The organism is Streptomyces sp. SCSIO ZS0520, from assembly GCF_025643355.1.
In the GTDB taxonomy this organism is placed as follows: Bacteria; Actinomycetota; Actinomycetes; order Streptomycetales; family Streptomycetaceae; genus Streptomyces; species Streptomyces physcomitrii.
The window spans coordinates 1,154,637-1,177,896 of record NZ_CP092644.1 but is presented as its reverse complement, the minus strand read 5'-3'; the positions used below and the strand labels follow the sequence as shown (position 1 = coordinate 1,177,896).

Annotated in this window: 18 protein-coding genes and 1 pseudogene; 16 read left to right on the top strand and 3 right to left on the bottom strand. The window is 73.5% G+C overall.

Translation table 11 applies throughout. From position 1 onward, the window contains the following. The first annotated feature begins 348 nt into the window (after nt 1-348). From MID12_RS03955 to MID12_RS03935, 5 genes are all read left to right on the top strand, one after another. A complete protein-coding gene (locus tag MID12_RS03955) occupies nt 349-1,647 on the top strand; it encodes an ABC transporter substrate-binding protein (RefSeq protein ID WP_263164916.1) in 1,299 nt (432 codons plus the stop codon). Further along, nucleotides 1,647-2,579, top strand: coding sequence for a carbohydrate ABC transporter permease (locus MID12_RS03950; RefSeq protein WP_078844722.1), 933 nt, complete (start codon nt 1,647-1,649; stop codon nt 2,577-2,579). The genes MID12_RS03955 and MID12_RS03950 overlap by 1 nt, the downstream gene beginning before the upstream one ends. Beyond that, complete coding sequence (locus MID12_RS03945; RefSeq protein ID WP_263164913.1) at nt 2,576-3,484, top strand: carbohydrate ABC transporter permease; 909 nt, start codon at nt 2,576-2,578, stop codon at nt 3,482-3,484. Before MID12_RS03950 ends, MID12_RS03945 begins: the two co-directional genes overlap by 4 nt. A gap of 128 nt (nt 3,485-3,612) precedes the next feature. Beyond that, nucleotides 3,613-4,593 carry a hydroxyacid dehydrogenase gene (locus MID12_RS03940; protein WP_263172844.1) on the top strand — a complete coding sequence of 327 codons (981 nt, stop codon included), beginning with the start codon at nt 3,613-3,615 and terminating at the stop codon, nt 4,591-4,593. 195 nt (nt 4,594-4,788) lie between these two features. After that, a complete protein-coding gene (locus tag MID12_RS03935; protein WP_052482094.1) occupies nt 4,789-7,239 on the top strand; it encodes a SpoIIE family protein phosphatase in 2,451 nt (816 codons plus the stop codon). A 19-nt stretch (nt 7,240-7,258) separates the two neighbouring features. On the opposite strand, the gene MID12_RS03930 is transcribed toward MID12_RS03935, so the two are convergent. Further along, a complete protein-coding gene (locus tag MID12_RS03930; RefSeq protein ID WP_263164911.1) occupies nt 7,259-8,137 on the bottom strand; it encodes a helix-turn-helix domain-containing protein in 879 nt (292 codons plus the stop codon). Between the two features lie 55 nt (nt 8,138-8,192). On the opposite strand from MID12_RS03930, the gene MID12_RS03925 reads away from it, so the two are divergent. Further along, nucleotides 8,193-8,972 carry a phytanoyl-CoA dioxygenase family protein gene (locus MID12_RS03925; protein ID WP_411577042.1) on the top strand — a complete coding sequence of 260 codons (780 nt, stop codon included), beginning with the start codon at nt 8,193-8,195 and terminating at the stop codon, nt 8,970-8,972. A 167-nt stretch (nt 8,973-9,139) separates the two neighbouring features. Here MID12_RS03925 and MID12_RS03920 read toward each other — a convergent pair whose 3' ends face one another. Next, entirely contained in the window at nt 9,140-9,769 is a 630-nt protein-coding gene (locus MID12_RS03920; protein ID WP_263172842.1) for a transglycosylase SLT domain-containing protein, read from the bottom strand. Between the two features lie 842 nt (nt 9,770-10,611). Between MID12_RS03920 and dhbA the strand changes: the two genes are divergently transcribed. The 6 genes and pseudogenes from dhbA to MID12_RS03890 all read left to right on the top strand — a co-directional run. Next, nucleotides 10,612-11,388, top strand: coding sequence for a 2,3-dihydro-2,3-dihydroxybenzoate dehydrogenase (gene dhbA, locus MID12_RS03915; protein WP_263164907.1), 777 nt, complete (start codon nt 10,612-10,614; stop codon nt 11,386-11,388). Nucleotides 11,389-11,460: 72 nt separating this feature from the next. After that, complete coding sequence (locus MID12_RS03910; RefSeq protein WP_263164906.1) at nt 11,461-12,651, top strand: isochorismate synthase; 1,191 nt, start codon at nt 11,461-11,463, stop codon at nt 12,649-12,651. Nucleotides 12,652-12,665: 14 nt separating this feature from the next. Further along, entirely contained in the window at nt 12,666-14,324 is a 1,659-nt protein-coding gene (locus MID12_RS03905; RefSeq protein ID WP_263172840.1) for a (2,3-dihydroxybenzoyl)adenylate synthase, read from the top strand. An 11-nt stretch (nt 14,325-14,335) separates the two neighbouring features. Then, entirely contained in the window at nt 14,336-14,968 is a 633-nt protein-coding gene (locus tag MID12_RS03900; protein WP_263164904.1) for an isochorismatase family protein, read from the top strand. Between the two features lie 3 nt (nt 14,969-14,971). Next, on the top strand, nt 14,972-15,202 hold the full coding sequence (locus tag MID12_RS03895; RefSeq protein ID WP_040246726.1) for a phosphopantetheine-binding protein: 231 nt from the start codon (nt 14,972-14,974) through the stop codon (nt 15,200-15,202). Between the two features lie 27 nt (nt 15,203-15,229). Then, a pseudogene (locus tag MID12_RS03890) lies at nt 15,230-15,409 on the top strand (condensation domain-containing protein); the annotation flags it as partial. A 178-nt stretch (nt 15,410-15,587) separates the two neighbouring features. Here MID12_RS03890 and rfbD read toward each other — a convergent pair. Then, on the bottom strand, nt 15,588-16,466 hold the full coding sequence (gene rfbD / locus MID12_RS03885) for a dTDP-4-dehydrorhamnose reductase (protein WP_263164901.1): 879 nt from the start codon (nt 16,464-16,466) through the stop codon (nt 15,588-15,590). Between the two features lie 1,198 nt (nt 16,467-17,664). On the opposite strand from rfbD, the gene fes reads away from it, so the two are divergent. From fes to MID12_RS03865, 4 genes are all read left to right on the top strand, one after another. Continuing rightward, nucleotides 17,665-19,014 carry an enterochelin esterase gene (gene fes / locus MID12_RS03880; protein WP_263164899.1) on the top strand — a complete coding sequence of 450 codons (1,350 nt, stop codon included), beginning with the start codon at nt 17,665-17,667 and terminating at the stop codon, nt 19,012-19,014. A gap of 99 nt (nt 19,015-19,113) precedes the next feature. Next, nucleotides 19,114-20,145 (top strand): ABC transporter substrate-binding protein, encoded by a 1,032-nt coding sequence (locus tag MID12_RS03875; RefSeq protein WP_263164897.1) that lies wholly within the window; start codon nt 19,114-19,116, stop codon nt 20,143-20,145. A 575-nt stretch (nt 20,146-20,720) separates the two neighbouring features. Then, the gene (locus MID12_RS03870) at nt 20,721-22,019 is read left to right on the top strand and encodes an ROK family transcriptional regulator (protein WP_263164895.1); all 1,299 of its coding nucleotides are present in this window, start codon (nt 20,721-20,723) and stop codon (nt 22,017-22,019) included. A 704-nt stretch (nt 22,020-22,723) separates the two neighbouring features. Next, the gene (locus MID12_RS03865; RefSeq protein WP_263164893.1) at nt 22,724-23,227 is read left to right on the top strand and encodes a flavin reductase family protein; all 504 of its coding nucleotides are present in this window, start codon (nt 22,724-22,726) and stop codon (nt 23,225-23,227) included. The last annotated feature ends 33 nt before the right edge of the window (nt 23,228-23,260 follow it).

Here is a 23,260-nt window from a genome sequence, read left to right as displayed (position 1 = left end):
GGTCAGAAGGGGTGCGGTGCGGGTGGGGAAGCGGGCGGCACACTCCGGCGTAAGCGATCAAACGATCGAGTTGATCTGACGATAGCAGCCCGCAACCTCCCTGATAAGCGCTGTTGTCCGCCGGGAAACGGGTCTCTTGGCGGGAGGTGACGGGATTGTTGCCTGATCATTTCAGATCATCTGATCGCGAAACCTTGACGTCGATCGATGTGAGCTTCAGGATGGCGGTCAATTCAAGCCTGACATCGCCTTCCGGAGCGCCGAGGGACTGCCGGCGTTCGTGAATCCCCCTGGAGCCGTGCTGTGTCCTCTGCGTCTTCTTCCTCCTCTCCGGCCTCCCGCCGGAAAGTGCTCACCGCCGCCGTGGCCGCGGCGGCCGCCCTGTGCCTGACGCTCTCCGCCTGCGGCGGCTCCGAGGACTCGGCCGCCGGTGACGGCAAGCCGGTCACCCTCACCTTCTGGGGCTGGGCCAAGGGCACCAAGGAGGTCGTCGACGCCTTCAACGCCTCCCACAAGGACATCAAGGTCGACTACAAGGAGATCCCCTCCGGCAACGCGGGCGGCTACGCCAAGCTCTCCAACGCGGTGAAGGCGGGCAACGCCCCCGACGTCTTCAACGTCGAGTACCCGCAGCTGCCGGACTTCGTGAGCCAGGGCGCGGTGCGGGACATCAGCGAGTACGTCACCCCGGACGTCGAGGGGCAGTACCTGCCGCAGGCCGTGGAGCTGACCACGCTCGGGGGCAAGAAGTGGGCGCTGCCGCTGGATGTGGCGCCGCAGACCTTCTACTACCGCGAGGACGTCTTCGAGAAGGCGAAGATCAGCAGCCCGCCCAAGACCTGGGAGGAGTTCCGCGCGGACGCCGAGAAGATCAAGAAGGCCGACCCGAAGGCCCGTATCGCCACCTTCTTCCCGGACGACGCGAGCGCCTTCGAGGCGATGGCCTGGCAGGCGGGCGCCCGGTGGTTCGAGACCGGGAAGGACTCCTGGAAGGTCGACTTCCAGCAGAGCGCCACCCGCAGGACCGCCGCCTTCTGGCAGCGGCTCATCTCCGAGGACCTGATCCGGGTCACCCCCTCCTTCTCTCAGCAGTGGACCGCCTCGCTGCAGAAGGGCCAGACCGTCGGCTACCTCGGCGCGAGCTGGGGCGCCGGTGTCCTCGGCGAGACCGTCCCCGACCAGTCCGGCAAGTGGCGGGCCGCCCCGCTGCCCAGCTGGGACGGCAAGCCCGCCAGCGGCATGGTCGGCGGCACCACCTTCGCCGTCGCCAAGGACAGTGAGCACGCCGAGGCCGCCGTGGAGTTCGCCAAGTGGGCGACCACCACCGAGGCCGGGTTCAAGGCCCGTATCGCCACCGGCACCTCCTCCGCGTACCCGGCGGCCCCCCAGCTGGTGCCGGTCGCGCAGAAGGCCTTCAAGACCGGCTTCCTCGGCGGGCAGGACGTCTACGCCCTCAACCGCAAGGGCGCCGTGTCCATCAACGAGCGGTGGACCTGGGGCCCGGTCATGGGCGTCACCAACAACTCCCTGAAGGACTCCTTCGCCGAGCTCGAGAGCGGCGGCGGCGACCTCTTCGCGAGCGTGCGGCGCGCCCAGCGGGACACCGAGAAGGAACTGAGGAACCGCGGCATCGAGGTGAGCCGCTGATGGCCGCTCCCCTCACCGAGGGACCGGCCCCCCGGCGCCGCCGCGGACCCCTCGGGGCGCCGCTGCTGCTCCTGGCCCCCTTCTTCCTCCTGTTCACCGCCTGCACCCTGGTGCCGATCGGCTACGCGATCCACCTCAGCCTCTACCGCGAGCAGCGCTCCGGGCTCGGCTTCGGCGGCGTGGAGAAGGCGTTCACCGGCCTCGGGAACTACCGGCGGGCCCTGGAGGACGAGGCCTTCCGGGACGGCTTCCTCACCCTCGCCCAGTACTGCGTGCTCTACATCCCGCTGATGATCGGCCTCTCCCTGGCCCTCGCGCTGCTCCTCGACTCGACGCTCGCCAGGGCCCGGCGCTTCTTCCAGCTCGCGCTCTTCCTGCCGCACGCGGTGCCCGGCATCATCGCCGCGCTGATCTGGATGTACCTCTACACCCCGGGCGTCAGCCCGGTGATCGGCGCGCTGGACTCGGCCGGATACCAGATCGACCTGCTCGGCCACCCGGTGCCCGCCGTCGTCAACATCGCGCTCTGGGAGTGGACCGGCTACAACCTCATCATCTTCTTCGCCGCGCTCCAGGCGATCCCGCGCGAGGTCCTGGAGGCCGCCGTGGTCGACGGCGCCGGACCGCTGCGGACCGCCCTCAGCATCAAGGTCCCGCTGATCCGCGCCTCCCTGACCATGGTCGGGCTCTTCACCGTGATCGGCTCCCTCCAGCTCTTCACCGAGCCGATGATTCTGCACGACGCGGCCCCCGGCGTCGTCACCACCTGGACGCCCAATATGTACGCCTACACCGCTGCCTTCGAGCGCAACGACTACGGTCTGGCCGCCGCGGCCTCCGTACTGCTCGCGCTCACCGCCGCCGTGCTCTCCTTCGCCGTCACCCGCTTCGGCGGCGGCCGCTTTGCCAAGGCGAAGGAGGCCCGGGCATGAGCACCACCGCCCCCGTGAAGCCGAGCCGCCGCCGCCCGCTGCCGCCGCCCGCCCCGGCCCCCGGCCGCCGCCCCTGGTCGCTGTCGAAGACCGCGGTCAACGGCGCCCTGGTGCTCGCCACCGTCTACACCCTCTTCCCGCTGCTCTGGCTGCTGACCGCCGCCGCGAAGAACACCGGGGACCTGCTCGGCGGCCGGACCCTGACCCCCGCCCGCTGGAACCTCGGCGACAACCTGGGCAGGCTCGCCGAGACCGGCGACGGGGTCTACTTCCGCTGGTACCTCAACTCCCTGCTCTACGCCGGGTTCGGCGCCCTGCTGTGCGCCCTGGTCTGCGTGGCCGCCGGATACGCCTTCCACGTCTACGACTTCCCCGGCAAGGAGAAGCTCTTCGGCCTCGTCCTGCTCGGGGTGCTCGTCCCCACCACGGCCCTCGCCCTGCCGATGTACCTGCTCGCCTCCGAGCTGGACGTGGTCAACACCTATTGGGCGGTCCTGGTGCCCTCCCTGGTGAACCCCTTCGGCGTCTACCTGGCCCGGGTCTTCTGCGCGGGCTACGTACCCGGCGAGGTCCTGGAGGCCGCGCGCATGGACGGCGCCTCGGAGCTGCGCACCTTCTGGTCGATCGGGCTGCGGATGGTGATGCCCGGCTTCGTGACCGTCTTCCTGTTCCAGTTCACCGCGATCTGGAACAACTTCTTCCTGCCGCTGGTGATGCTCTCCGACACCAAGCTCTTCCCGGTCAGCCTCGGGCTCTACTCGTGGAACACCCAGACCCGCTCCTTCCCCGAGTACTACCCGCTGGTCGTGACCGGTTCGCTGCTCGCCGTCGTCCCGCTCGTCGTCGCCTTCCTCGCCCTCCAGCGGTTCTGGAAGGCCGGACTGGCCGCGGGGAGCGTCAAGTGACCGGCACCCGCGAGACCTCCGCGGCCCACCCCCACCCTCCTCGGGAGACCTCCGTGCACAGCCCCCTCCCGCTGCCCGCGCCCGCCGCGGCGCCCGGCGGCCGACGGCGTCCGCGGGCCCTGCTCGCCATGCACGCCGACCTCGCGGGACGGCTCATCGACCCCGCCACGATGCGCAGGCTGACCAGCCTCGCCGACCTCGACCCGGGCTTCGTCGCCGACGACTTCCGGACCCCGCGGGCCGTCGAGGCGCTGCGCGAGACCGAGGTCATCGTCAGCTGCTGGGGCTGCCCGCCGCTGGACGAGGAGGTGCTCGCCCGCGCGCCCCGGCTGCGCGCGGTGATCCACGCGGCCGGTTCGGTCAAGCACCACATCACCGAGGCCTGCTGGCAGCGTGGCATCGATGTCACCTCCGCGGCCTGGGCGAACGCCCTGCCGGTCGCGGAGTACACGGTCGCCGCGGTGCTGCTCGCCAATAAGCAGATCCTGCGGCTGCGCGAGGACTACCGCGGCCGCAGAGCCGCCCACGACTGGCAGGCCGCCTACGGCCGCGCGGGCAACTACCGCCGTACGGTCGGTGTCGTCGGCGCCTCCCGGATCGGCCGCCGGGTCCTGGAGCTGCTGCGCGCCCACGACCTCGAACTCCTGCTGCACGACCCGTACGTGGGCGCCGAGGAGGCCGCTCGGCTCGGCGCCCGCTCCGTCGGTCTCGACGAACTCTGCGCCGCCGGCGACGTGGTGAGCGTGCACGCGCCCGAACTCCCCGAGACCCGCCACCTCCTCGACCGCCGCCGCCTCGCGCTGATGCCGACCGGCGCCACCCTCGTCAACACCTCCCGCGGCTCGCTCGTCGACCAGGAGGCGCTGACCGAGGAACTGGTCTCCGGGCGCCTGGAAGCCGTCCTCGACGTGACCGTGCCCGAGGTGCTGCCGCCCGACTCACCGCTGTACGACCTGCCGAACGTCGTCCTCACCCCGCATGTGGCCGGCTCCCTCGGCACCGAACTGCACCGGATGGCCGCCGCTGCCGCCGACGAACTGGCCCGTTACGTCGACGGCCGCCCCTTCGCCCACGCGGTCACCCCCGAGGAGGCCCGCATCTCCGCCTGATCCGCCCGATCAACCTGATCCGCTCGGCCGCCTGCCCCGGAGAGCGGTCGCACAGAGTACGCGGCGCGTACGCGCAGTGAGAGCGGCGCCGCGGAGGGGCAGGGGAGCGGTGGTCGGGCCGGGGGAGCGGCGGGGGGTGGCAGCGAGGCCGGGCAGGCCGGAGAATTGGGGCATCTGCCTCCGAAAGGGTTGCCCATGCCCGGCCTCAAGGGCGGCGGAGAGCCGGCCGCCCCCTTCGATCTGCCCAGAACAGCCACCGCCGTCTGCGACGACAGCGGAGTGCTGACGGGCTGGTCCGAGGCGGCGGCCGGACTGCTCGGCCTGCGCGCGCGGGAGGTCCTCGGGCGGCCGGTCGCGGAACTCCTCGCCGAGGGCGAGAACGGCGGCGCCCTGCGCACCGCCCTGAGCGAGCGGCACCCGGGCCCCGACCCCGCCGGGGTGCTCCGCGCCCGGCACCGGGACGGCCGCACGCTCGTCCTCGGGGTGCAGGCCACCGCGCTGACCGCGGACGGCGGACGCCACTGGCACCTCTCCGCGGTGGACATGGCGCGCAACCCCTGGTGGAGCACCAGCCACTCGGTGGTCGAGCGCTTCCTGCGGAACGCGCCCTTCGGCATCGGCGTCCTCGACCCCGAGCTGCGCTACGTCTGGACCAACACGGCCCTCGACGCGATGTCCGGGGTCGGCTGCGCGCAGCGCCTCGGCCGCACCATGGCCGAGGTGCTGCCGGACCTCGACCCCGGGGTGCTCGAAGGGCGGCTGCGGGAGGTGCTGCGGACCGGGGAGCCGGTGGGCGAATTCGAGTACCGCGGCTACGTCCCCGCCGACCCGCACCGCGAGCACGCCTTCTCCACCTCCTGCCTGCGGCTCGACGACACCGAGGGGCGGGTGCTCGGGGTCTGCTACACCGGCGTCGACATCACCGAGCGCTGGCGGACCCGGCAGCGCGTGGACCTGCTCATGGAGTCCGGCAGCCGGATCGGCACCACCCTGGACCTGCAGCGCACCGCGGAGGAACTGACCGAGGTCGCGGTCCCCCGGATGGCCGACTTCGCGGTGGTGGATCTCCTCGAACCGGTGCTGCGCAGCGAGGAACCGGCCGGAACGCCCGGCCCGGACTCCGGCGGCAAGCTGCGCCGGATCGCCCACCTCAGCGTGCGGCCCGGCAACGCCGACATCGTCACCGAGCTGGGTACGGCCCCGTACTACCCGGTGGACTCCCCGATGAGCCGGGCGATGCACGAGGGCCGGGCGCTCCTGGTGCCCGGACCGGACAGCGACTTCTCCTGGCTCGGCCACGATCCCCAGCGCAGCGCGGTCCAGCTGACCTATCCGGTGCGCTCGCTGCTCGCGGTGCCGCTGCGGGCCCGCGGCAAGGTGCTCGGACTCGCCACCTTCTGCCGCTCCGACCGCCGCGACCCCTTCGAACCCGACGACCTGTCGATGGCCGAGGACTTCGTCTCCCGCGCCGCGGTCTGCCTCGACAATGCCCGCCGCTACACCCGCGAGCACCGCACCGCCCTGGCCCTCCAGCGCAGCCTGCTCCCGCAGATCCTCTCGGTGCCGCCCTCGGTGGAGGTCGCCCACCGCTATGTGCCGGCCACCGCGCACGAGGGCGTCGGCGGCGACTGGTTCGACGTGATCAGGCTCTCCGGCGCGCGGGTCGCCCTGGTCGTCGGCGATGTGGTCGGCCACGGCATCCACGCCGTCGCGGCCATGGGGCGGCTGCGCACGGCGGTGCACTCCCTCGCCGACATGGACCTGCCGCCGGACGAGCTCCTCGCCCACCTGGACGACCTGGTGCTCAGGGTCGCCGACGAGCAGTCCGGGGAACCGGAGGTCGAGGGCGCGGCCACCGCGGCGGTCGGCGCCCGCTGCCTGTACGTCGTGCACGACCCGGCGACCCGGCGCTGCACCGTCGCCCGGGCCGGTCACGTACCGCCCGCGCTGCTCTCGCCGGAGGGCACCGTCACCTTCCCCGAACTGCCCGCCGGGCCCCCGCTCGGCGTCGGCGCGCTGCCCTTCGAGGCCGTGGAGTTCGCCCTGCCCGAGGGCGCCACCCTGGTCCTCTACACGGACGGGCTGCTGCGCGCCGCCGACACCGACCTGGACGAGGCGACCGCCCGGCTGCGGACCGCCCTCGCCGGCGCCCGGCCCGACCTCCAGGACGCCGCCGACGACGTCCTCGCGGGGATGGGGATCCAGGCCCGTACCGACGATGTCGCCCTGCTGCTCGCCCGTCCGCACGGGCTGAGCGAGGAGCAGATGGCCACCTGGGAGCTGCGCGCCGACCCCGCGGAGGTGGCCAGGGCGCGGGCGCTGGCCGCCGAGGCGCTGGAGCAGTGGGGGCTCCAGGAGATGGCCTTCACCACCGAGCTGATCGTCAGCGAGCTGGTGACCAACGCCATCCGGTACGCGGCCGAGCCGATCCGGCTGCGGCTCATCCGGCAGTCCGTGCTGACCTGCGAGGTCACCGACGGCACCAGCACCTCGCCCCGGCTGCGGCACGCCCGTACCACCGACGAGGGCGGCCGGGGGCTGTTCATGATCGCCCAGCTGGCCCGCCGCTGGGGTACCCGCTACTCGGCCAGCGGGAAGATCATCTGGGCGGAGCAGGTACTGCCGGACAGCGGCCCGGGGCTGTGACGCCCGCGCCCGGCCCCGGTCAGCCGCGGAACTGGCGGGGCGGCACCCCGTAGTGGGCGCGGAAGGCCCGGCTGAAGTGGAAGGGGCTGACGAAACCCGAGGCGGCGGCCACCTGGCCGATGTCCAGAGCGGTGCTCTCCAGGAGCCGCGCCGCGTGCCGCAGCCGGGCCTCGCGCAGCGCCCGCATGGGGGAGCGGCCGGTGTGCAGGGTGAAGAGGTGGGCGAACCGGGAGGGCGAGAGCGCGACCGCGGCGGCCAGTGAGGCCACGGTGTGCGGGGCGGCCGGATCGGCCCGCAGCAGGGTGAGCGCCCGCCGCACCCGGGGGTCGCCCTCCTCGGCCTCGGCGGTGACCGAGGTGGTGAGCAGCAGGACCCGTTCGACCCCGTTGCGGGCCAGCTCCGCGGCGCGCGGCAGCGCGGCGGCCACGGCGGGCACCGCCCGGTGGTGCGCGGCGACCGGCGGTGGCGGGGCGCCCTCGCCGCTCCAGCGGGCGTCGGCGTGCACCCGGCGCAGCTCCTCGGTGATCAGGGGCCGGGCCGCGGGCGCCACCCCGGTCACCGCGTGGCAGCCGTCGCCCCGCGCGTGCGGGGCGAGCCAGGACCGGGCGGCGGGGCGGATGCGGCAGTGCACCCACCAGAAGTGCCAGCCCCCGGCGTCCTCGGCGACGCGGTACTCCTGGCGGACCCCGGGCGCGAGCACCACCAGGTCGCCCGCCTCCGCGCGGAGGCGGGCGGCGCCCTGCCGCACCCGGCCCGCGCCCCCTTCCGTCCACAGCAGCAGCCAGCTGCGGGAGCCCGCCGCGCGGTGCACGGCGTAACCGGGCCGCTGGTCGTAGCGGCCCACGACCAGCGCGTCGGCGGGCGGTGAGTCCGGGAGCGGGGCAGCAGGATCAGGCATGTCGTCCGAGGGCACGGGCATAGCCTGGCACGCCCCGTCCTCCTACGGTCGGACCATGGACATCGAGGAGTTCCACCGCACCGGATCCACCGTCGCCCGGGCCTTGGTCCCCCGGCAGGAGACCGAGGCCCTGCGCCGGGAGTTCATGGCCCTGCCCGCCGGTGGCCGGGTGCCCGGGCACTTCGAACCCCGCCCGCGCCGACCCGGCGAGGACTACGACCCGCTGGGCGAGTATCCCCGGGTCATGAACCCCCACGAGATCAGCGCCGCGGCCCGGCGGATGCTGCTCGACGCCCGCCTCACCACGGCGGTGGCCGCCCTCCTCGGCGAGGAGCCGATAGCAGCGCAGAGCATGTTCTACTTCAAGCCGCCCGGGGCCCGCGGCCAGGCCCTGCATCAGGACAACTTCTATCTCCGCGTGGAGCCGGGCACCTGTGTCGCCGCCTGGCTGGCCCTGGACCGCGTCGACCGCGGCAACGGCGGCCTGGAGGTGGTGCCGGGCACCCACCGCATGGACCTCTTCTGCCCCGAGGAGGCGGATCCGGGCACGTACTTCACCAGGGAGTACGTGCCGCCGCCGCCCGGCCTGGAGCGGGTGCCGGTCGACATGGAGCCCGGGGACGTCCTCTTCTTCAACGGCAGCCTGGTGCACGGCTCGGAGCCCAACACCACCCGCGACCGCTTCCGCCGCTCCTTCATCTGCCACTACGCCCCGCACTCCACCGCCCGCATCTCCCGCTTCTACCGGCCGCTGAGCCTGGACGGCCGGGACCTCTGCCTCGCCGAGAGCGCCGGGGGCGGACCCTGCGGTACGGAGGTGGCCGGGCCGCACTGAGCGGGCCCGGCGGTGGAACGGCCGAAGGCCGGCACCTGGGGGGTGCCGGCCTTCGGCGGGTGTCGCCCGGTCACCGGCGGGGGGTGTGCCGGTGGGCCGCGAGGGGCCGCGCGTGGTGTCGCCGGGTTGTTCGGTTCGTGGTGCCGGTTGCAGTGCGTGTGGTGGGGTCAGTACGCGCTGTCGACGTTGTCCATGGAGCCGTACTTGTCGGCGGCGTAGTTGGCGGCGGCGGTGATGTTGGCGACGGGGTCGTAGATGTCCTTGGGGGTGCCCTTGACGTGGTAGGCGTCGAAGGTCGGGGGGATCACCTGGAGGAGGCCCTTGGAGGGGACGCCGTTGATGGCGTTGATGTCCCAGTCGTTGATGGCCTTGGGGTCGCCCGCGGACTCGCGGATGATGTTGCGGTGCAGGCCCTCGTAGGAGCCGGGGATGCCCTTGTCCTTCATGATGGCGAGGGATTCGCGGATCCAGCCGTCGAGGTTGTCGGCGTAGGTGGGCTTGCGGTCGGAGGAGCGGTTGGCGGCGGGCTTGTCCTTGCGGTCGGCCTTCGCCTTGCTCTCGGCCTTGTCGCCCTTCTTCTCCGACTTCTCGGCCTTCTCGGTCTTCGTGCCGAGCTTGGCGGTGGCGTCCTTGACCTTCTGGTCGGCACCGGCGTTCTGGTTGGTGATGTCGGTGTGCGTCTCCTTGACCTGGGTGGCCGAGGCGGGCGCGGCGTCGGTGGTGCTGGTGCTGCCGCCGTCGGTGGTGGCCAGGCCGAGGGTGAGGGCGGCGGCGCCGAGGGTGGCGACTCCGGCCATCGTGTACTTCTGGGCCCGGTTCAGGTCACGCGTATAGGCGGCGGTGGCGTCCTTGGCCTGGACGGCCTTTGCCTGCGTGTAGTTCTGGGCCTTGGCGAAGTGCTTTCCGAGACCGTGAATCGTCGTGTTCTTGGGCATGGGGGAGACCTCTTCTTCAGGTACGGAGGAGGTCGCTCTCTCTGTCCGGGGGACGGTTCCGGCGTAAACGGCCTGGGGTTTCCCAGTGGCGCCGAGCGACATGGACCAGTTGTAGCGAGCGGATTTGTGCTTGGCAAAGGTGTGTCATACGAAGCCGCCTAGTGGGAATCGGGGTGGCCGAAAGTCCCGGGACCACCGTGTATGCCCGGCGCTTTTCGGGAGCGCGCCCACTAAAGGGTTTCGTACGTGACGTGGCTCCTATTGCGCGGCTCACATCGCGCGCCCTTCTCCCTGACAATCCGTCGGTCGCGGGTGACGCGGAGTGGAGAAATCCGGCACCCAATCCGACATGTCCGGTGGCGGTGCCGGTCGCGGTGCCGACGGCGCCGGTGGTCGCCGTGCCGGTCGCGGGTCGTGCGCCGGCCGCCCGGTGTGAGGCGGCGCCCGCGCCGCGGTGACGGCGGTCCGCACCGCGATGCCCCGGCCGGGCTGAGGTGAGCGCCGGGTGGCGCCGTCCTCGCTCTCCGTCTCGGTCTCGCGCGTCACGCTCGCCCGCGCGCGGGATTCGCGCGCGCCGAAGGAGGGCGATCTGCCGGGACTGTTCCCAACTATCCATGCGGATCCCCGGAGTTGAGGTTGCCGGGAGGGTGCATGTTTCGGTTATGTTAGGTTAGCCTTACCTAAGTTAATGGGGGTGCTGAGGCGTGCTGGATTCCGAATTGCGGGGCAGGACCGCACTGGTGACCGGAGCAGGGCGCGGCATCGGCGCGGCGGTGGCCCGGCTGCTCGCGGAGCGCGGGGCGACGGTGCTGGCGACCGACCGCTCGGCCGACTTCGAGGACCCCGGCACCGCCGAGCGCACCGGCACCCTGTCCACCCGCCCCCTGGACGTGACCGACGCCGCCGCCGTCGACCTCCTCGTCGAGGAGGTGGTCACCGCCCATGGCCGCCTCGACATCCTGGTCAACGTCGCGGGAGTGCTGCGCCCGGCCCCGGTCGCCGAACTCAGCGACGAGGACTGGGCGTTGACCTTCGCCGTCAACAGCTCCGGGGTCTTCCACACCTGCCGCGCCGCCGCCCGCGTGATGACCGGGCAGGGGCGGGGCAGCATCATCACGGTCGGCTCCAACGCCGCGGGGGTACCGCGCACCGGTATGGCCGCCTACGCCGCCTCCAAGGCGGCCGCCACCCATTTCACCCGCTGTCTCGGACTCGAACTCGCGCCGAGCGGGGTGCGCTGCAATGTGGTCTCGCCCGGTTCCACGGACACCGCCATGCAACGCCAGTTGTGGGCCACCCCCGACGCCCCCGAACGCGTCATAGCCGGTGACCCGGCGACATACCGCACCGGAATTCCGCTCGGCCGTTTCGCGGACCCGGCGGACATCGCCGAAGCCGTGGCATTCCTGGCCTCCGACCGGGCCCGGCACATCACCATGCACGACCTTTATGTGGACGGCGGAGCCACGCTCAAAGTCTGAATTCCCCTCCAGCGCTTTCGCATACCCCCACACCGGTACCCATGCGTGCCGCAGACTCCGGGAGAAGAACCAGTGACCGCGGTCCAAGACCTCCTCGGTACAGACGAGCCCAGATCCTCCACGGTCGGCGCCGCCACCGCGCTGCTCGACGCCTACCAGCCAGAGACGGACCACTTCTTCGCCTCGCCGACCAGGACACTGCTCGCCCACGGCATCCGCGCCCGGGTGCCGCACGACGCGCGCCCGCTCGCCGCCCGGGTCCGGGAGACCCTGGAGGCCACCGGCGACCCCGAGGCCCTGGTCCTCGGCGCGATCCCCTTCGACCAGTCGGGGCCGGTGACCCTGGCCGTGCCTGCCTCGGTGCGCCGGGCCGGGGCGCTCGGCACCGACCCGCTGCTCGGACTGCCGGCCCCGGCCGCCCCGGCCGCCGGCTGGGAGCTGCGCCCGGTGCCCGAGCCGCCCGCCTACGCCGCCGCCGTGGAGGACGCGGTACGGCGCATGAGCGCGGGGGAGTTCGACAAGGTCGTCCTCGCCAGGGCGCTCGATGTGCGCGGGGCCGGGCGGCCCGACATCCCCGGCATGCTCCAGCGCCTCGCCCGCCGCGACCCGGGCGGCTACACCTTCGCGGTGCCCTCGGGCCCCGGCCGCACCCTGCTCGGGGCGAGCCCCGAACTCCTCCTGTCCCGGCGGGGGAAGCGGCTGGTGACCAATCCGCTGGCCGGTTCGGCGCCGCGCAGCGCGGACCTCGCCGAGGACGTCCGCCGGGCCGCCGCCCTCCTCGACTCCGCCAAGGACCTGCGCGAGCACGCCCTCGTGGTGGACGCCATCCGCGCCGCCCTCGCCCCCTTCTGCACCGCTCTCGACGTCCCCGAGCGGCCCACCCTGGTCCGTACCGCCGCCATGTGGCACCTGTCGAGCACGCTGACCGCCACCGTCGCCGACGACTCGCTCAGCGCCCTCGACCTGGCCTGCGCCCTGCACCCCACCCCGGCGGTCTGCGGCGCCCCCACCCGGCTGGCCCGCGAGGTCATCCGCGAACTCGAACCCTTCGACCGGGGCCTGTACACCGGCATCGTCGGCTGGGGCGACGCCCGGGGCGACGGCGAGTGGGTCGTCACCATCCGCTGCGCCGAGGCGGGCGCCGAGGGGCTCAGGCTCTTCGCGGGCGCGGGGGTCGTCGCCGACTCCTCCCCGCAGGCCGAGACCGAGGAGACCGAGGCCAAGTTCGGCACCTTCCTGCACGCCCTGGGAGCCTCCCTGTGAGCACCGACGCACCCCTGACCACCGACGGACCCCCGAGCACCGCGGCGACCGCGGGCGCCGACGCACCCACCTGGCCCCCGGAGTTCGCCGCCCGCTACCGTGCCGCGGGCCACTGGCGCGGTGAGACCTTCGGCGCGATGCTCCGCGAGCGGGCGGCGGCGCACCCGGACCGGATCGCCGTCGTCGACCCGGCGGGCGCCGGACGCCGCTGGACCTACCGGGAACTCGACCGCCGCGCCGACCGGCTCGCCGCGGGCTTCGCCGCGCGCGGCATCGCCAAGGGCGACCGCGTGGTGGTCCAACTCCCCAACACCGCCGAGTTCTTCGAGGTGGTCTTCGCCCTCTTCCGGCTCGGCGCGCTGCCCGTCTTCGCGCTGCCCGCGCACCGCGACGCCGAGATCGCCTACTTCTGCTCCTTCAGCGAGGCCGTCGCCTACATCCACCCCGGGGTGCACGAGGGCTTCGACTACGGGGCCCTGGCCACCCGGGTGCGCCCCGAAGCCCCCACCCTGCGCCAGGTGTTCGCCTCCGGCGGCGAGCCGGGCGAGCACACCCCGCTGCGGGCGGTACCGGCGGCGCCCGTCGCGCTGGACGGCCCCGAAGCCTCGGACCTCGCCTTCCTCCAGCTGTCCGGCGGCAGCACCGGCGTGCCCAAGCTCATCCCGCGCACCCACGACGACTACCTCTACTCGCTGCGCGGCTCCAACGAGATCTGCGAGGTCGACGAGGACAGCGTCTACCTCGTGGTGCTGCCCGCCGCCCACAACTTCCCGCTCAGCTCGCCCGGTTCGCTCGGCGCGCTCTGCGCGGGCGGCCGGGTGGTGCTCTGCCCGCGCCCCGACCCGGAGACTGCCTTCCCGCTGATCGCCCGGGAGGGCGTGACGATCACCGGCCTGGTGCCCCCGCTCGCCCTGGTGTGGACCGAGGCCGCCGCCTCCGACCGGTACGACCTCAGCAGCCTCGACGTCCTCCTGGTCGGCGGCGCCAAGTTCAGCGAGGAGGCGGCCCGGCGGGTCACCCCCGCCCTCGGCTGCCGGCTCCAGCAGGTCTTCGGCATGGCCGAGGGGCTGGTCAACTACACCCGGCTCGACGACGACATCGAGACCATCGTGACCACCCAGGGGCTGCCCCTCTCCGCCGACGACGAGATCCGCATCGTCGACGACCACGACAACGAACTCCCCGCGGGCGAGACCGGCCACCTGCTGACCCGGGGCCCGTACACCATCCGCGGCTACTGGCGGGCGCCCGAGCACAACGCCCGCTCCTTCACCGAGGACGGCTTCTACCGCACCGGCGACCTGGTGCGGATGACCCGCACCGGGCACCTGGTGGTCGAGGGGCGCGCCAAGGACCAGATCAACCGCGGCGGCGAGAAGATCGCGGCCGAGGAGGTGGAGAACGTCCTGCTCGCCCACCCGGCCGTCTTCGACGTCTCGGTGGTGGCCGTGCCCGACGCCTACCTCGGCGAACGCACCTGCGCCTACGTCATCCTGCGCCAGGGCGCCGAGGCGCGGCCCGCGGCGCTCCGGCGCTTCGTACGGGAGCGGGGCCTCGCCGCCTACAAGGTCCCCGACCGGGTGGTCTTCGTGGCGGAGTTCCCGCAGACCGGCGTCGGCAAGATCAGCAAGAAGCACCAGCGGCAGACCGCGGCGCTCCCCGCCCCCCACTGAAAGGCCCGCACATGGCGCTGCCCGCCATCTCCCCCTACCCCATGCCCGGCGCGGACGCGCTCCCCGCTAACCGCGTCGACTGGACCCCGGACTTCTCCCGGGCCGCGGTCCTCGTCCACGATCTGCAGAACTACTTCCTGGGCGCCTTCACCCCCGGGACCTCGCCGCGGACCGAGCTGCTGGCCAACACCGCCCGGCTCACCGAGGAGGCGCGGCGCCGCGGCGCGCCCGTCTTCTACTCCGCGCAGCCCGGCGGCCAGAGCCCCGCCGAACGCGGCCTCCAGCAGGACTTCTGGGGCCCCGGACTCCCCGACGACCCTCAACTCGCCGCGATAGCCGAGGAGGTGGCCCCGCGGGAGGGGGACACCGTGCTCACCAAGTGGAAGTACAGCGCCTTCGTCCGCTCCCCCTTCGCCGAGCGGCTGCGTGCCGCCGGGCGCGACCAGCTGATCGTCTGCGGGGTGTACGCGCACATCGGCGTCCTGATGACGGCCGCCGACGCCTGGATGCGGGACATCAAGGCCTTCGTGGTCGCCGACGCCGTCGCCGACTTCAGCGAGCGCGAGCACCACGAGGCGCTGCGCTGGGCGGCCGGACGCTGCGCCGTCGTCACCACCACCGACCGACTCCTCACGAAGGACTGAACCGTGGCCCTGACCCTGCGGCAGATACGCGAAGACCTGGCGGACGTGCTCGACGAGGACGCCGAGGAGATCCCGGTCGACGAGAACCTGGTCGACCACGGCCTCGACTCGGTGCGCCTGATGAGCCTCGTCGAACGCTGGCGCCGCGACCACGGCACCGAGGTGGCCTTCGTGGACCTCGCCGAACGCCCCGCCATCGAGGCCTGGCTGCCCCTGCTCGGAGCCGAGGGGTGACCACCTTCGCCCCGGCCAGCCCCCGCGGTGCGCGGGCTGCCGCTCACCGCCGCCCAGCGCGGCATGTGGTACGCCCAGGCCCTCGACCCCCTCAGCCCGGCGCAGAACACCGCCGAGTACCTGGAGATCCACGGGCCGGTGGACCCGCGGCTGTTCACCGAGGCGCTGCACCGCACCACCGGCGAGGCCGACACCCTGCGCATGCGAGGGCCTCCGCCCAGGCCGCCCCGCCCGGCGGGGAACCGTCCCGGAGTCACGGCCGGGGCGCCCGGGCGCGGTGGCCGGGCCGCACACCGCGCCCGTCCCCCTGGTCACGCAGGGGGACGGGCGCGGCGGTGTCTCCGGGCGCGGCGCGGGGGCCGCGCTCACCGCTCGCGCGGGCCCCTCACCGCGCGGCCAGCGGGGTGCCGATGCCGGAGAAGGCCTCGGCGAGCGCCTCGGGCCAGGGCCGCAGCGGCGCGAGACCGGCGGCGGCCCAACGGCCGTGCCCGAGCACGCTGTTGGCCGGGCGCGGGGCGACCCGGTCCAGGTCCTCGCTGCTGAGCGGCCGTACGAGGGCGGGGTCCGCCCCGGCCAGCCGGTAGATCTCGCGGGCGAACTCGTACCAGGTGGTGCGCCCGGCCGAGGTGGCGTGGAAGATCCCCGCCGCCCGGCTCACCTGGAGCTCGCCCAGCTCGTAGAGGCGCTGGGAGACATCGCGGGCCCAGGTCGGCTGGCCGTGCTGGTCGTCGACGACGCGCACCGCCTCGCCCGCGGCGGCCTTCTCCTTCATGGTGGCGACGAAGTTGCGGCCGTGGGCGCCGTACAGCCAGGCGGTGCGCACCACGGTGCCGCTGTGCGGGAGTTCGGCGAGCACCGCCTGCTCCCCGGCGAGCTTGCTGCGGCCGTACGCGGTGCGGGGTGCGGGCCGCGCCTCCTCGGGCCAGGGGGCTTGGGCCTGCCCGTCGAAGACGTAGTCGGTCGACAGGTGGAGCAGCCGGGCGCCGGTCGCGGCGCAGGCCTGGGCCAGCCTGCGGACCGCGTCCCCGTTCACCCGCAGCGCCGCCGCCTCGCTCGACTCGGCGCCGTCCACGTCCGTATAGGCCGCGCAGTTGACGACCACCCGGGGCCGGGCGCGCTCCATCGCCATCCGCACGGCGTAGCCGTCCGCCAGGTCGAGGTCGCCGTGGCTGAACGCGAGCACCGGCTGCCGCCGCGCGCGCAGCAGGGCGCACAGTTCGCTGCCGAGCATGCCGCCCGCCCCGGTCACCATCCATCCGTTCACCGCCACCACCTCCGGTTCTCGCGGTACCGGCCCCTCGTGCGGTCCGGCCCCCGGGTGGAGGAGTGCCGGAGCCGGTGGCCGGGTTCCCCAGGGATCCTCGGGCACCGGGCCGCGTTCCGGGGCGCGGCGCCCCGGGTGCCCCCCGAACGGTCGCGGTGTTTCCGGCCGGTGCCGCCCCGCGGACGGAGGCGCGCGGGGCGTCCGCCCGGCGGTGAGCCGGGGAGGGATCTGGCGAAGCGGGAGCCGGGGGATCCGGCTCCGCCCGTGGCAGGCAGAGGCATGGGGTGATTCTCCGGTCGGGGCGCGGGCCTCGGCCCGCCGTACCTGGTCAGCTGGTGCGCCGGACCCGGCCGAGCCTGCCGGGGGCGCGGCCCTGGCCGCCGTCGTGGTGCTGGTCGTGGTGCTGGGGGAGCGGCGGCCGGACCGGGCCGGGTTTCGCCGCGAGGGCCCCGTCCGTCGCCGTCGTCCGGCCGGGCGCGCGGCGGGAGTCGGCCCTCCCGGGGGATCCGGCGGCCGTATCCGGACGGGTGCCGTCCGGGGTCCTCGGGCGCGGGGGCCGACGTACCGCCGTCTCCGGAGGCGGGGGCCGACGTACGGGAGCGGAACCGGACATGACGGCGCCGGGCGGGCCGGAGCAGGGCGGGCCGGAACCGGGCAGGCCGGGGCGCAGTGGCCGCGGGGTGCCGCGGCCGGACTGTGCGGTCCTCCGGAAGGGGAGGGGAGATCCCGGATGCATGAGGTTAGCTTAGGCTAAGCTAAGTTACCTTCGTTCCGAGGTGGTCCGTCCCGACCCGGCGGCCCGCCTCAGGCGGTCGGCGCGCGCCGCCGCCGGACGAGTCGTGACGGCAAGTCATCCAGGAAAGCGGGGATTCATGCGCGTTCTGTCCGCCGGACCGCCCTCCTTCGGGCCACCGCGCCCGAGCAGGCCACGCGCGGGTGCGCAGGCGCGAGCGCGGGTGGCCCGGGCTCAGGCGCCGCGAGCGCAGGCGCCGCGGGCACGGACGACGCGGACGGGAGCGAGCCCCGCGGGTCCCGGCCGCCCGGCGGCGACCACCCACCCCGCCACCGTCCCCGCGATCGGCCAGCCCGCCACCGCGACAACTCGCCCCGCCGCGCCCGCTCGCCCCACCGCCGCGACAACTCGCCCCGCCACCGCGCCCGTCCGTCCGGTCCGCGCCCGTGTCCAGGGTGCGCCGCGATGAACGAGGCCAGTGCGCTGATGACGCCGCAGCAGTCGGAGCAGGCCGAGGACATCCGGCCGCTGCCCGCCACCGGGCCCTGTGTCGAGCGCCTCGCGGCCCGGCTCGCGGGCACCGCGGGCGCCGAACGCGAGGCCGTCCTGGAGGAGTTCTGGACGGAGGCCGCCCGCGGCGGCACCCCGCTGGTCGAGGAGGTCCCGGGCGAGGCCGGAAGCGGCCACCGGGTGGTGACCTTCCTGTGGCGCGGCCACCACGCGACCCGGCAGGTACTGCTGGTCGCCAACCGCCTCGTCGACCGCGCGAACCTCACCCGCTCCCTCCTCCACCGGCTCTCCGACACCGATGTCTGGCACCTCTCGTACCGGCTGCGCGCCGACCACCGCGGCTCGTACAAGATGGCCGCCGACATCTCCACCGGACCGCTGCCCGAGGACCCGGTCCGGCTCCAGCAGCGGCTGCACGCGCTGATGCCGCACGCCGCCTCCGACCCCCTCAACCGCCGCCCGATGCCCAGCCGTTGGGACGCCTCGGACAGTTCGGTCTACGCGCTCCCGGACGCCCCGGAGCAGCCCTGGGCCCAGCGCAGGACCGGACTGCCCGCGGGCGAGCTGGCCCGGCACCGCTTCCCCAGCCCGGCCCTCGGCGGCGACCGCGACGTCTGGGTCTACCTGCCGCCGGAGCGGCCCGCCCCCGAGTCCGGACGGCGCGAGCAGCCCGAACTGCCGGTGCTGCTGCTCGCGGACGGGGACATGTGGTTCGGCCGGCTCGGCTTCCAGTACACCCTGGACGCGCTCATCGCCGACGGGGCGCTGCCGCCGCTCGCGGTGCTCTCCCCGGACGCGGTGGACAACGCCACCCGCTGGCAGGACCTGGGCGCCCGGGAGCCCTTCGTCTCCTTCCTCGCCGACGAACTGCTGCCCTGGGCCGCCGGCCGCTGGCCCCTGACGACCGACCCGGAGCGGACCGCCGTCTGCGGGCAGAGCCTCGGCGCGATGACCGCGCTCTTCGCCGCCCACATCCGGCCGGAGCGCTTCGGCCGGGTCCTCGCGCAGTCCAGCTCGCTGTGGTGGCGGCCGGGGCTCGCGCCCGGCGTCCCCAAGACCGTGCAGGGCACGGTGCCCTGGCTGGTCACGCAGTTCCGCGAGGCCGCCCCGCGCCCCGTCACCGTCCACCTCGACGTCGGCCTGCACGAGGGCGCCATGGTCCTCTACAGCAGGGCCCTGTACGAGGTGCTGCGCGCCCGCGGCCACCAGGTCTCGCTGAACGAGTACAACGGCGGCCACGACTACGCCTGTTGGCGCGGCGCCCTCGCGGACGGCCTCGTCCGGCTCCTCGGCGACCCCGGCTGACCTGCGGGCGGCCGCCGCGGGGGCCGTCCTCGACTACCCCGCCGCCGAACTGGCAGCATGAACGACCCCGGCCTTGTGCGGGGAGAAGAGAGCGAGAACATGGTGAACAAACCCGGAGTGTCCCGCCGCGGGATACTCGCCTCCGCGGCGGCCCTCGCGCTGGCCGCACCGCTGACCGCCTGCGGCGGCGACTCGGACGAGGACTCCACCGAGGGCGGCTCGAAGTCCGGCGGCAAGGGCCCCTGGACCTTCAAGGACGACCGCGGCCGGAAGGTCAGCCTCGACTCACGGCCCCAGACCCTGGTCGCCTTCGTGAGCACGGCCGCCGCCCTGTACGACTACGGCGTCGAGGTCAAGGGCATCTTCGGTCCCAGCAAGCCGGTGGACGGCAAGCCCAACCCGCAGGCGGGCAGGCTGCCGCTCTCCAAACTGACCAGCCTCGGCACCGAGTTCGGGCAGTTCAGCATCGAGAAGTACGCGGCCCTCGGGCCCGACCTGCTGATCAGCAACATGTTCCCGCCGCCCGATCTGTGGTTCGTCCCCGAGGAGAGCCGCAAGAAGATCGAGTCGCTGGCGAAGACCGTGGGCATCAGCGTCGCCCACACCTCGCTGCTCCAGCCGCTGAGGCGCACCGCCGAACTCGCCGAGAGCCTGGGCGCCGACCTCAAGGCGCCCGAGGTGGTGAAGGCCAAGAAGGACTTCGACAAGGCCGTCGAGGAACTGCGCGCCGCCGCCCGCGACAACGGCGGGATCAAGGTCCTCGCCATGACCGGCGACGACCAGCAGATGTATGTGGCCGTCCCCGACTCCTACTGCGACCTGCACTTCTTCAAGGAGCTGGGGATCGAGTTCGTCGAGGGCAAGAAGAGCGACGAATGGGGCTTCTGGGAGTTCCTCAGCTGGGAGAACGCCGACAAGTACCACGCGGACCTGATCATGATCGACAACAGGTCGAGCGCCCAGTCCCCGGAGGAGCTCAAGCGCCACAAGACCTGGCTCCAACTGCCCGCGGTCAAGGCCGGCCAGACGGTGCCCTGGGCCATGGAGGAGCGCTACAGCTACCTCGGCTACACGCCCGTACTGCAGTCACTCACCGAGGCGATCCGCAAGGCGAAGAAGCTCAAGGGCTGAGACGGTCGGCCGCGGGTCCCGGGAGCGGGGGCCCGGGACCTGCCGCCGTGTGAGAGCCGGGGAGCGGGCGGCGAGCCCGCTTCCCGGCTCTTTGCCCTCTCCCAGTCTCCCTTCCCGCTGCCTTCTCCTTCTCTCCCTCCTCTTCTCTCCCTACTCCTCTGAGGTCGGCCGTGCGTGTCCACCACGTCGACCTCGGCGGTCTGCCGACGGTCGCCCGGGTGTCCATTCGCCGGTCCACCATGCGGGCACCGCGTTGACCTGCATTCCGGCCGGCGGTTAGGTTGCGCGCCATGCACCGTTCCGCGCTTCTGACGTCCCGAGGTCATGTCGACCTCAAGCGCGTCTGCTCGGCGGCGTGTCAGCGCGGCTGACCCCGTCGTTCAGCGTGGACCGGCAGCGCGCGGCGGCCTGTGACGCGGCCCCGGTGAACCGGGCGTGTACGGCGCCCCTTCTCCCTGCCCCTCCCGCAGGTCGCGGCCCCGGCCGCGTGGGCTCCCGGTGTCCCGGGGCCGTCACCGGAGCAGTCACCGGCCGTGGGGCGGGTGGCGCGGCTCCGGCCAACTCGCCGCCCAGGCATGGGAAGTCCCGTGGAAACACCGTCCGTGAGCCGGCCGCGCCCGGTCCGCCGCTCCGAGATCCCCGCCGTACCGGTCCGCCGGTCCTCGGGTATCGCCGCCGTGCTCGGCGCGGTCCTCGACCACCAGCCGGTCGCCCGCAGCACGGTCGCCCGGCTGACCGGCCTGTCCCCGGCCGCCGTGAGCGGCCACTGCAACCGGCTACTGGCCCGCGGACTGCTGCGCGAACGCCCGCAGACCGCCGGGCCCAAGGGACTCGGCCGCCCGCATGTCCCGCTGGAGATCGACACCCGGCGCTATCTGGTGGCGGGCGCGCACATCGCGGTCGCCCACTCCACGGTCTCCCTGATGGACCTCACCGGCCGCATCGTGGCGGAGGACCGCCGCCCGCACCGTGACACCGATCCGTCCCGGATACTGGACGACCTCGCCGCCCGGCTGCCCGCCCTGCGACGCGCCCACTGCGCCGGACGCGAGGTGCTCGCCCTCGGCGTCGCCACCGGCCACCGCGTCGACCCGGCCTCCGGCACGGTGGTGGAGCACCCCCAACTCGGCTGGCAGGACGTAGGGGTACGCAGCCACCTCGCCGCCGCCACCGGTCTCCCGGTCCACGTCGACAGCCACTCCCGGGCGCTGGCCAGGGCCGAGCAGCTCTTCGGGGAGGTGTCCACCCGGACCAGTACGGTGCTGCTCTTCGTCGGCGCCGTGGTGGACGCCGCCTTCGTCACCCAGGGCGCGGTCCACCTCGGCCCGCACTCCGGGGCGGGCAGCGTGGCCCACCTCCCGCTCGGCGCGGAGGAGGCGGGGGAGTCCGGGCTCCTCGCCGGGCTGGGATCGGGCGACGACACCGGAAGCGCGCCGTGCTCCTGCGGTCGCCCCGACTGCCTCCAGTCACAGGTCTCCGAACTCGTGATGGTGCGTCAGGCGAAGCAACTCGGCCTGGAAACCGGCACGTTCCGGGAACTCCTCGGGCTCGCCCTCGCCGGGGAGCCGCGCGCGGTGGCCCTCTTCCGCCGCCGGGCACGGCTCGTGGGCCGGGCCGCCGCCCTGCTCCTCGACATGTTCGACCCGGAGGTCCTGGTCGTGGTCGAGGCCGGGTCGAGCCGGGAACCCGCCCTGCTCGCCGCACTCAGGGAGGAGGTCGCGGCCCGCTCCTGGGTGTGCGAGGACCCCGCCCGCGCCGTGGTACCCGGCAGCTTCACCGGCACCGTCCTCGCCACGGCGGGCGCCGCGGTGGCACTCGGCGCCCTCTACGCCGACCCGCTCGGACCCTGGCCGGCGCTCTCCGCGGCCTCCTGAACAGCGGCCGCGGCGGGCCGACTTAATTCAGTGAGTTGCATTGTTGACCCGTCTCGGAGAAGAACGAGAAGATGGATTCATGAGCAGCCGACAGCGAGTGGAAAAGAGCACGCCCCACCGGGCGCCACGCTGTCCCGGCGTTCTCCCGCTCCGCCCGCCGGAATTCTGTCGCCGTTCCTGTCCGGGTACGCGATAACCCTTTCCCGGCAGGGTTCTTGAGCTTCCGAGAGTCTTCCGTATCACCTTCGAGTCACCTTCGTTCGCGGTTGCGGGTGCTTCGCGGTTCCATGCGTACGAGTGCGAGTAGGGATACGAGTACGCGTGCGTCCGCCTCCGCCTCCGCCTCCACGTCTACGGGTGTACGAGTGTCCGTGGCACCTATCCGTGGCGCCGTGAATTCCCGCTCTCCGAGCGGCTCTTGGTGACCGCGCGGCGGACCTACGGGCAACGGTTCCGGTCCTTCGACGGCCAATTTCTCGCGTCGCGCGCCCCCTGGCTCACCGTATTCCTGCGCTTTCCCCGCTAAGCCCTGAACCCGCCCAGCGGCGAAATCCCTTTCCCCCCGGTGCTGTCCCCCACCGCCCCGGGCTCCCGTACCCCTCGACTCCGTACGCCCCGTGCCCCGTTCCCGTACCCCCGCATGCCCGCACGCGCCCTGCCCCAGCCCCGCCGCACACCGCGCCCCGCCCTCCCAGGAGGAGAACATGACCCTCACCGCCGCCTCTCCCGTGCACACCGGTGTCGATCCCGACCGCTTCCGGCAGGCCTTCCGCCGCTATCCGGCCGGGGTCGTGGTGATCACCGCCGACGCGGGCAGCGGGCCGGTCGGCTTCACCGCGACCTCGCTCACCTCGCTCTCGCTGACCCCGCCGCTCGCCTCCTTCGGCATCGCCACCGGTTCCTCGTCCTGGCCGCACATCGAGCGGGCCGAGACCGCGGTCGTCAACTTCCTGGCGGCCGAACAGCAGGACGTGGCACGGCGGTTCGCCACCAGCGGCATCGACCGCTTCGCCGCGCCGACCGCCTGGCGGCGGCTCGACGGGGGCGCCCCGGTGCTCGACGGGGCCGCCGGATGGCTGCGGCTCGCCGTCGAGCAGCTGGTGCCCGCGGGCGACCACCGCATCGTCATCGGCCGGGTCGAGGAGGTGCACCTCGACGAGAGCCGCACTCCGCTCCTCTTCCACAACGGCGGCTATCTGCCGCTCTGAACGCACCGCCCCTCCCACCCGCGCTCCCTCTCC

Coding starts and splice junctions, on each gene's coding strand:
- MID12_RS03950 (WP_078844722.1), top strand. CDS start 1,647: ATGGCCGCTCCCCTCACCGAGGGACCGGCCCCCCGGCGCCGCCGCGGA.
- MID12_RS03945 (WP_263164913.1), top strand. CDS start 2,576: ATGAGCACCACCGCCCCCGTGAAGCCGAGCCGCCGCCGCCCGCTGCCG.
- MID12_RS03940 (WP_263172844.1), top strand. CDS start 3,613: ATGCACGCCGACCTCGCGGGACGGCTCATCGACCCCGCCACGATGCGC.
- MID12_RS03935 (WP_052482094.1), top strand. CDS start 4,789: ATGCCCGGCCTCAAGGGCGGCGGAGAGCCGGCCGCCCCCTTCGATCTG.
- MID12_RS03930 (WP_263164911.1), bottom strand. CDS start 8,137: ATGCCTGATCCTGCTGCCCCGCTCCCGGACTCACCGCCCGCCGACGCG.
- MID12_RS03925 (WP_411577042.1), top strand. CDS start 8,193: ATGGACATCGAGGAGTTCCACCGCACCGGATCCACCGTCGCCCGGGCC.
- MID12_RS03920 (WP_263172842.1), bottom strand. CDS start 9,769: ATGGCCGGAGTCGCCACCCTCGGCGCCGCCGCCCTCACCCTCGGCCTG.
- MID12_RS03900 (WP_263164904.1), top strand. CDS start 14,336: ATGGCGCTGCCCGCCATCTCCCCCTACCCCATGCCCGGCGCGGACGCG.
- fes (WP_263164899.1), top strand. CDS start 17,665: ATGAACGAGGCCAGTGCGCTGATGACGCCGCAGCAGTCGGAGCAGGCC.
- MID12_RS03875 (WP_263164897.1), top strand. CDS start 19,114: ATGGTGAACAAACCCGGAGTGTCCCGCCGCGGGATACTCGCCTCCGCG.
- MID12_RS03870 (WP_263164895.1), top strand. CDS start 20,721: ATGGGAAGTCCCGTGGAAACACCGTCCGTGAGCCGGCCGCGCCCGGTC.
- MID12_RS03865 (WP_263164893.1), top strand. CDS start 22,724: ATGACCCTCACCGCCGCCTCTCCCGTGCACACCGGTGTCGATCCCGAC.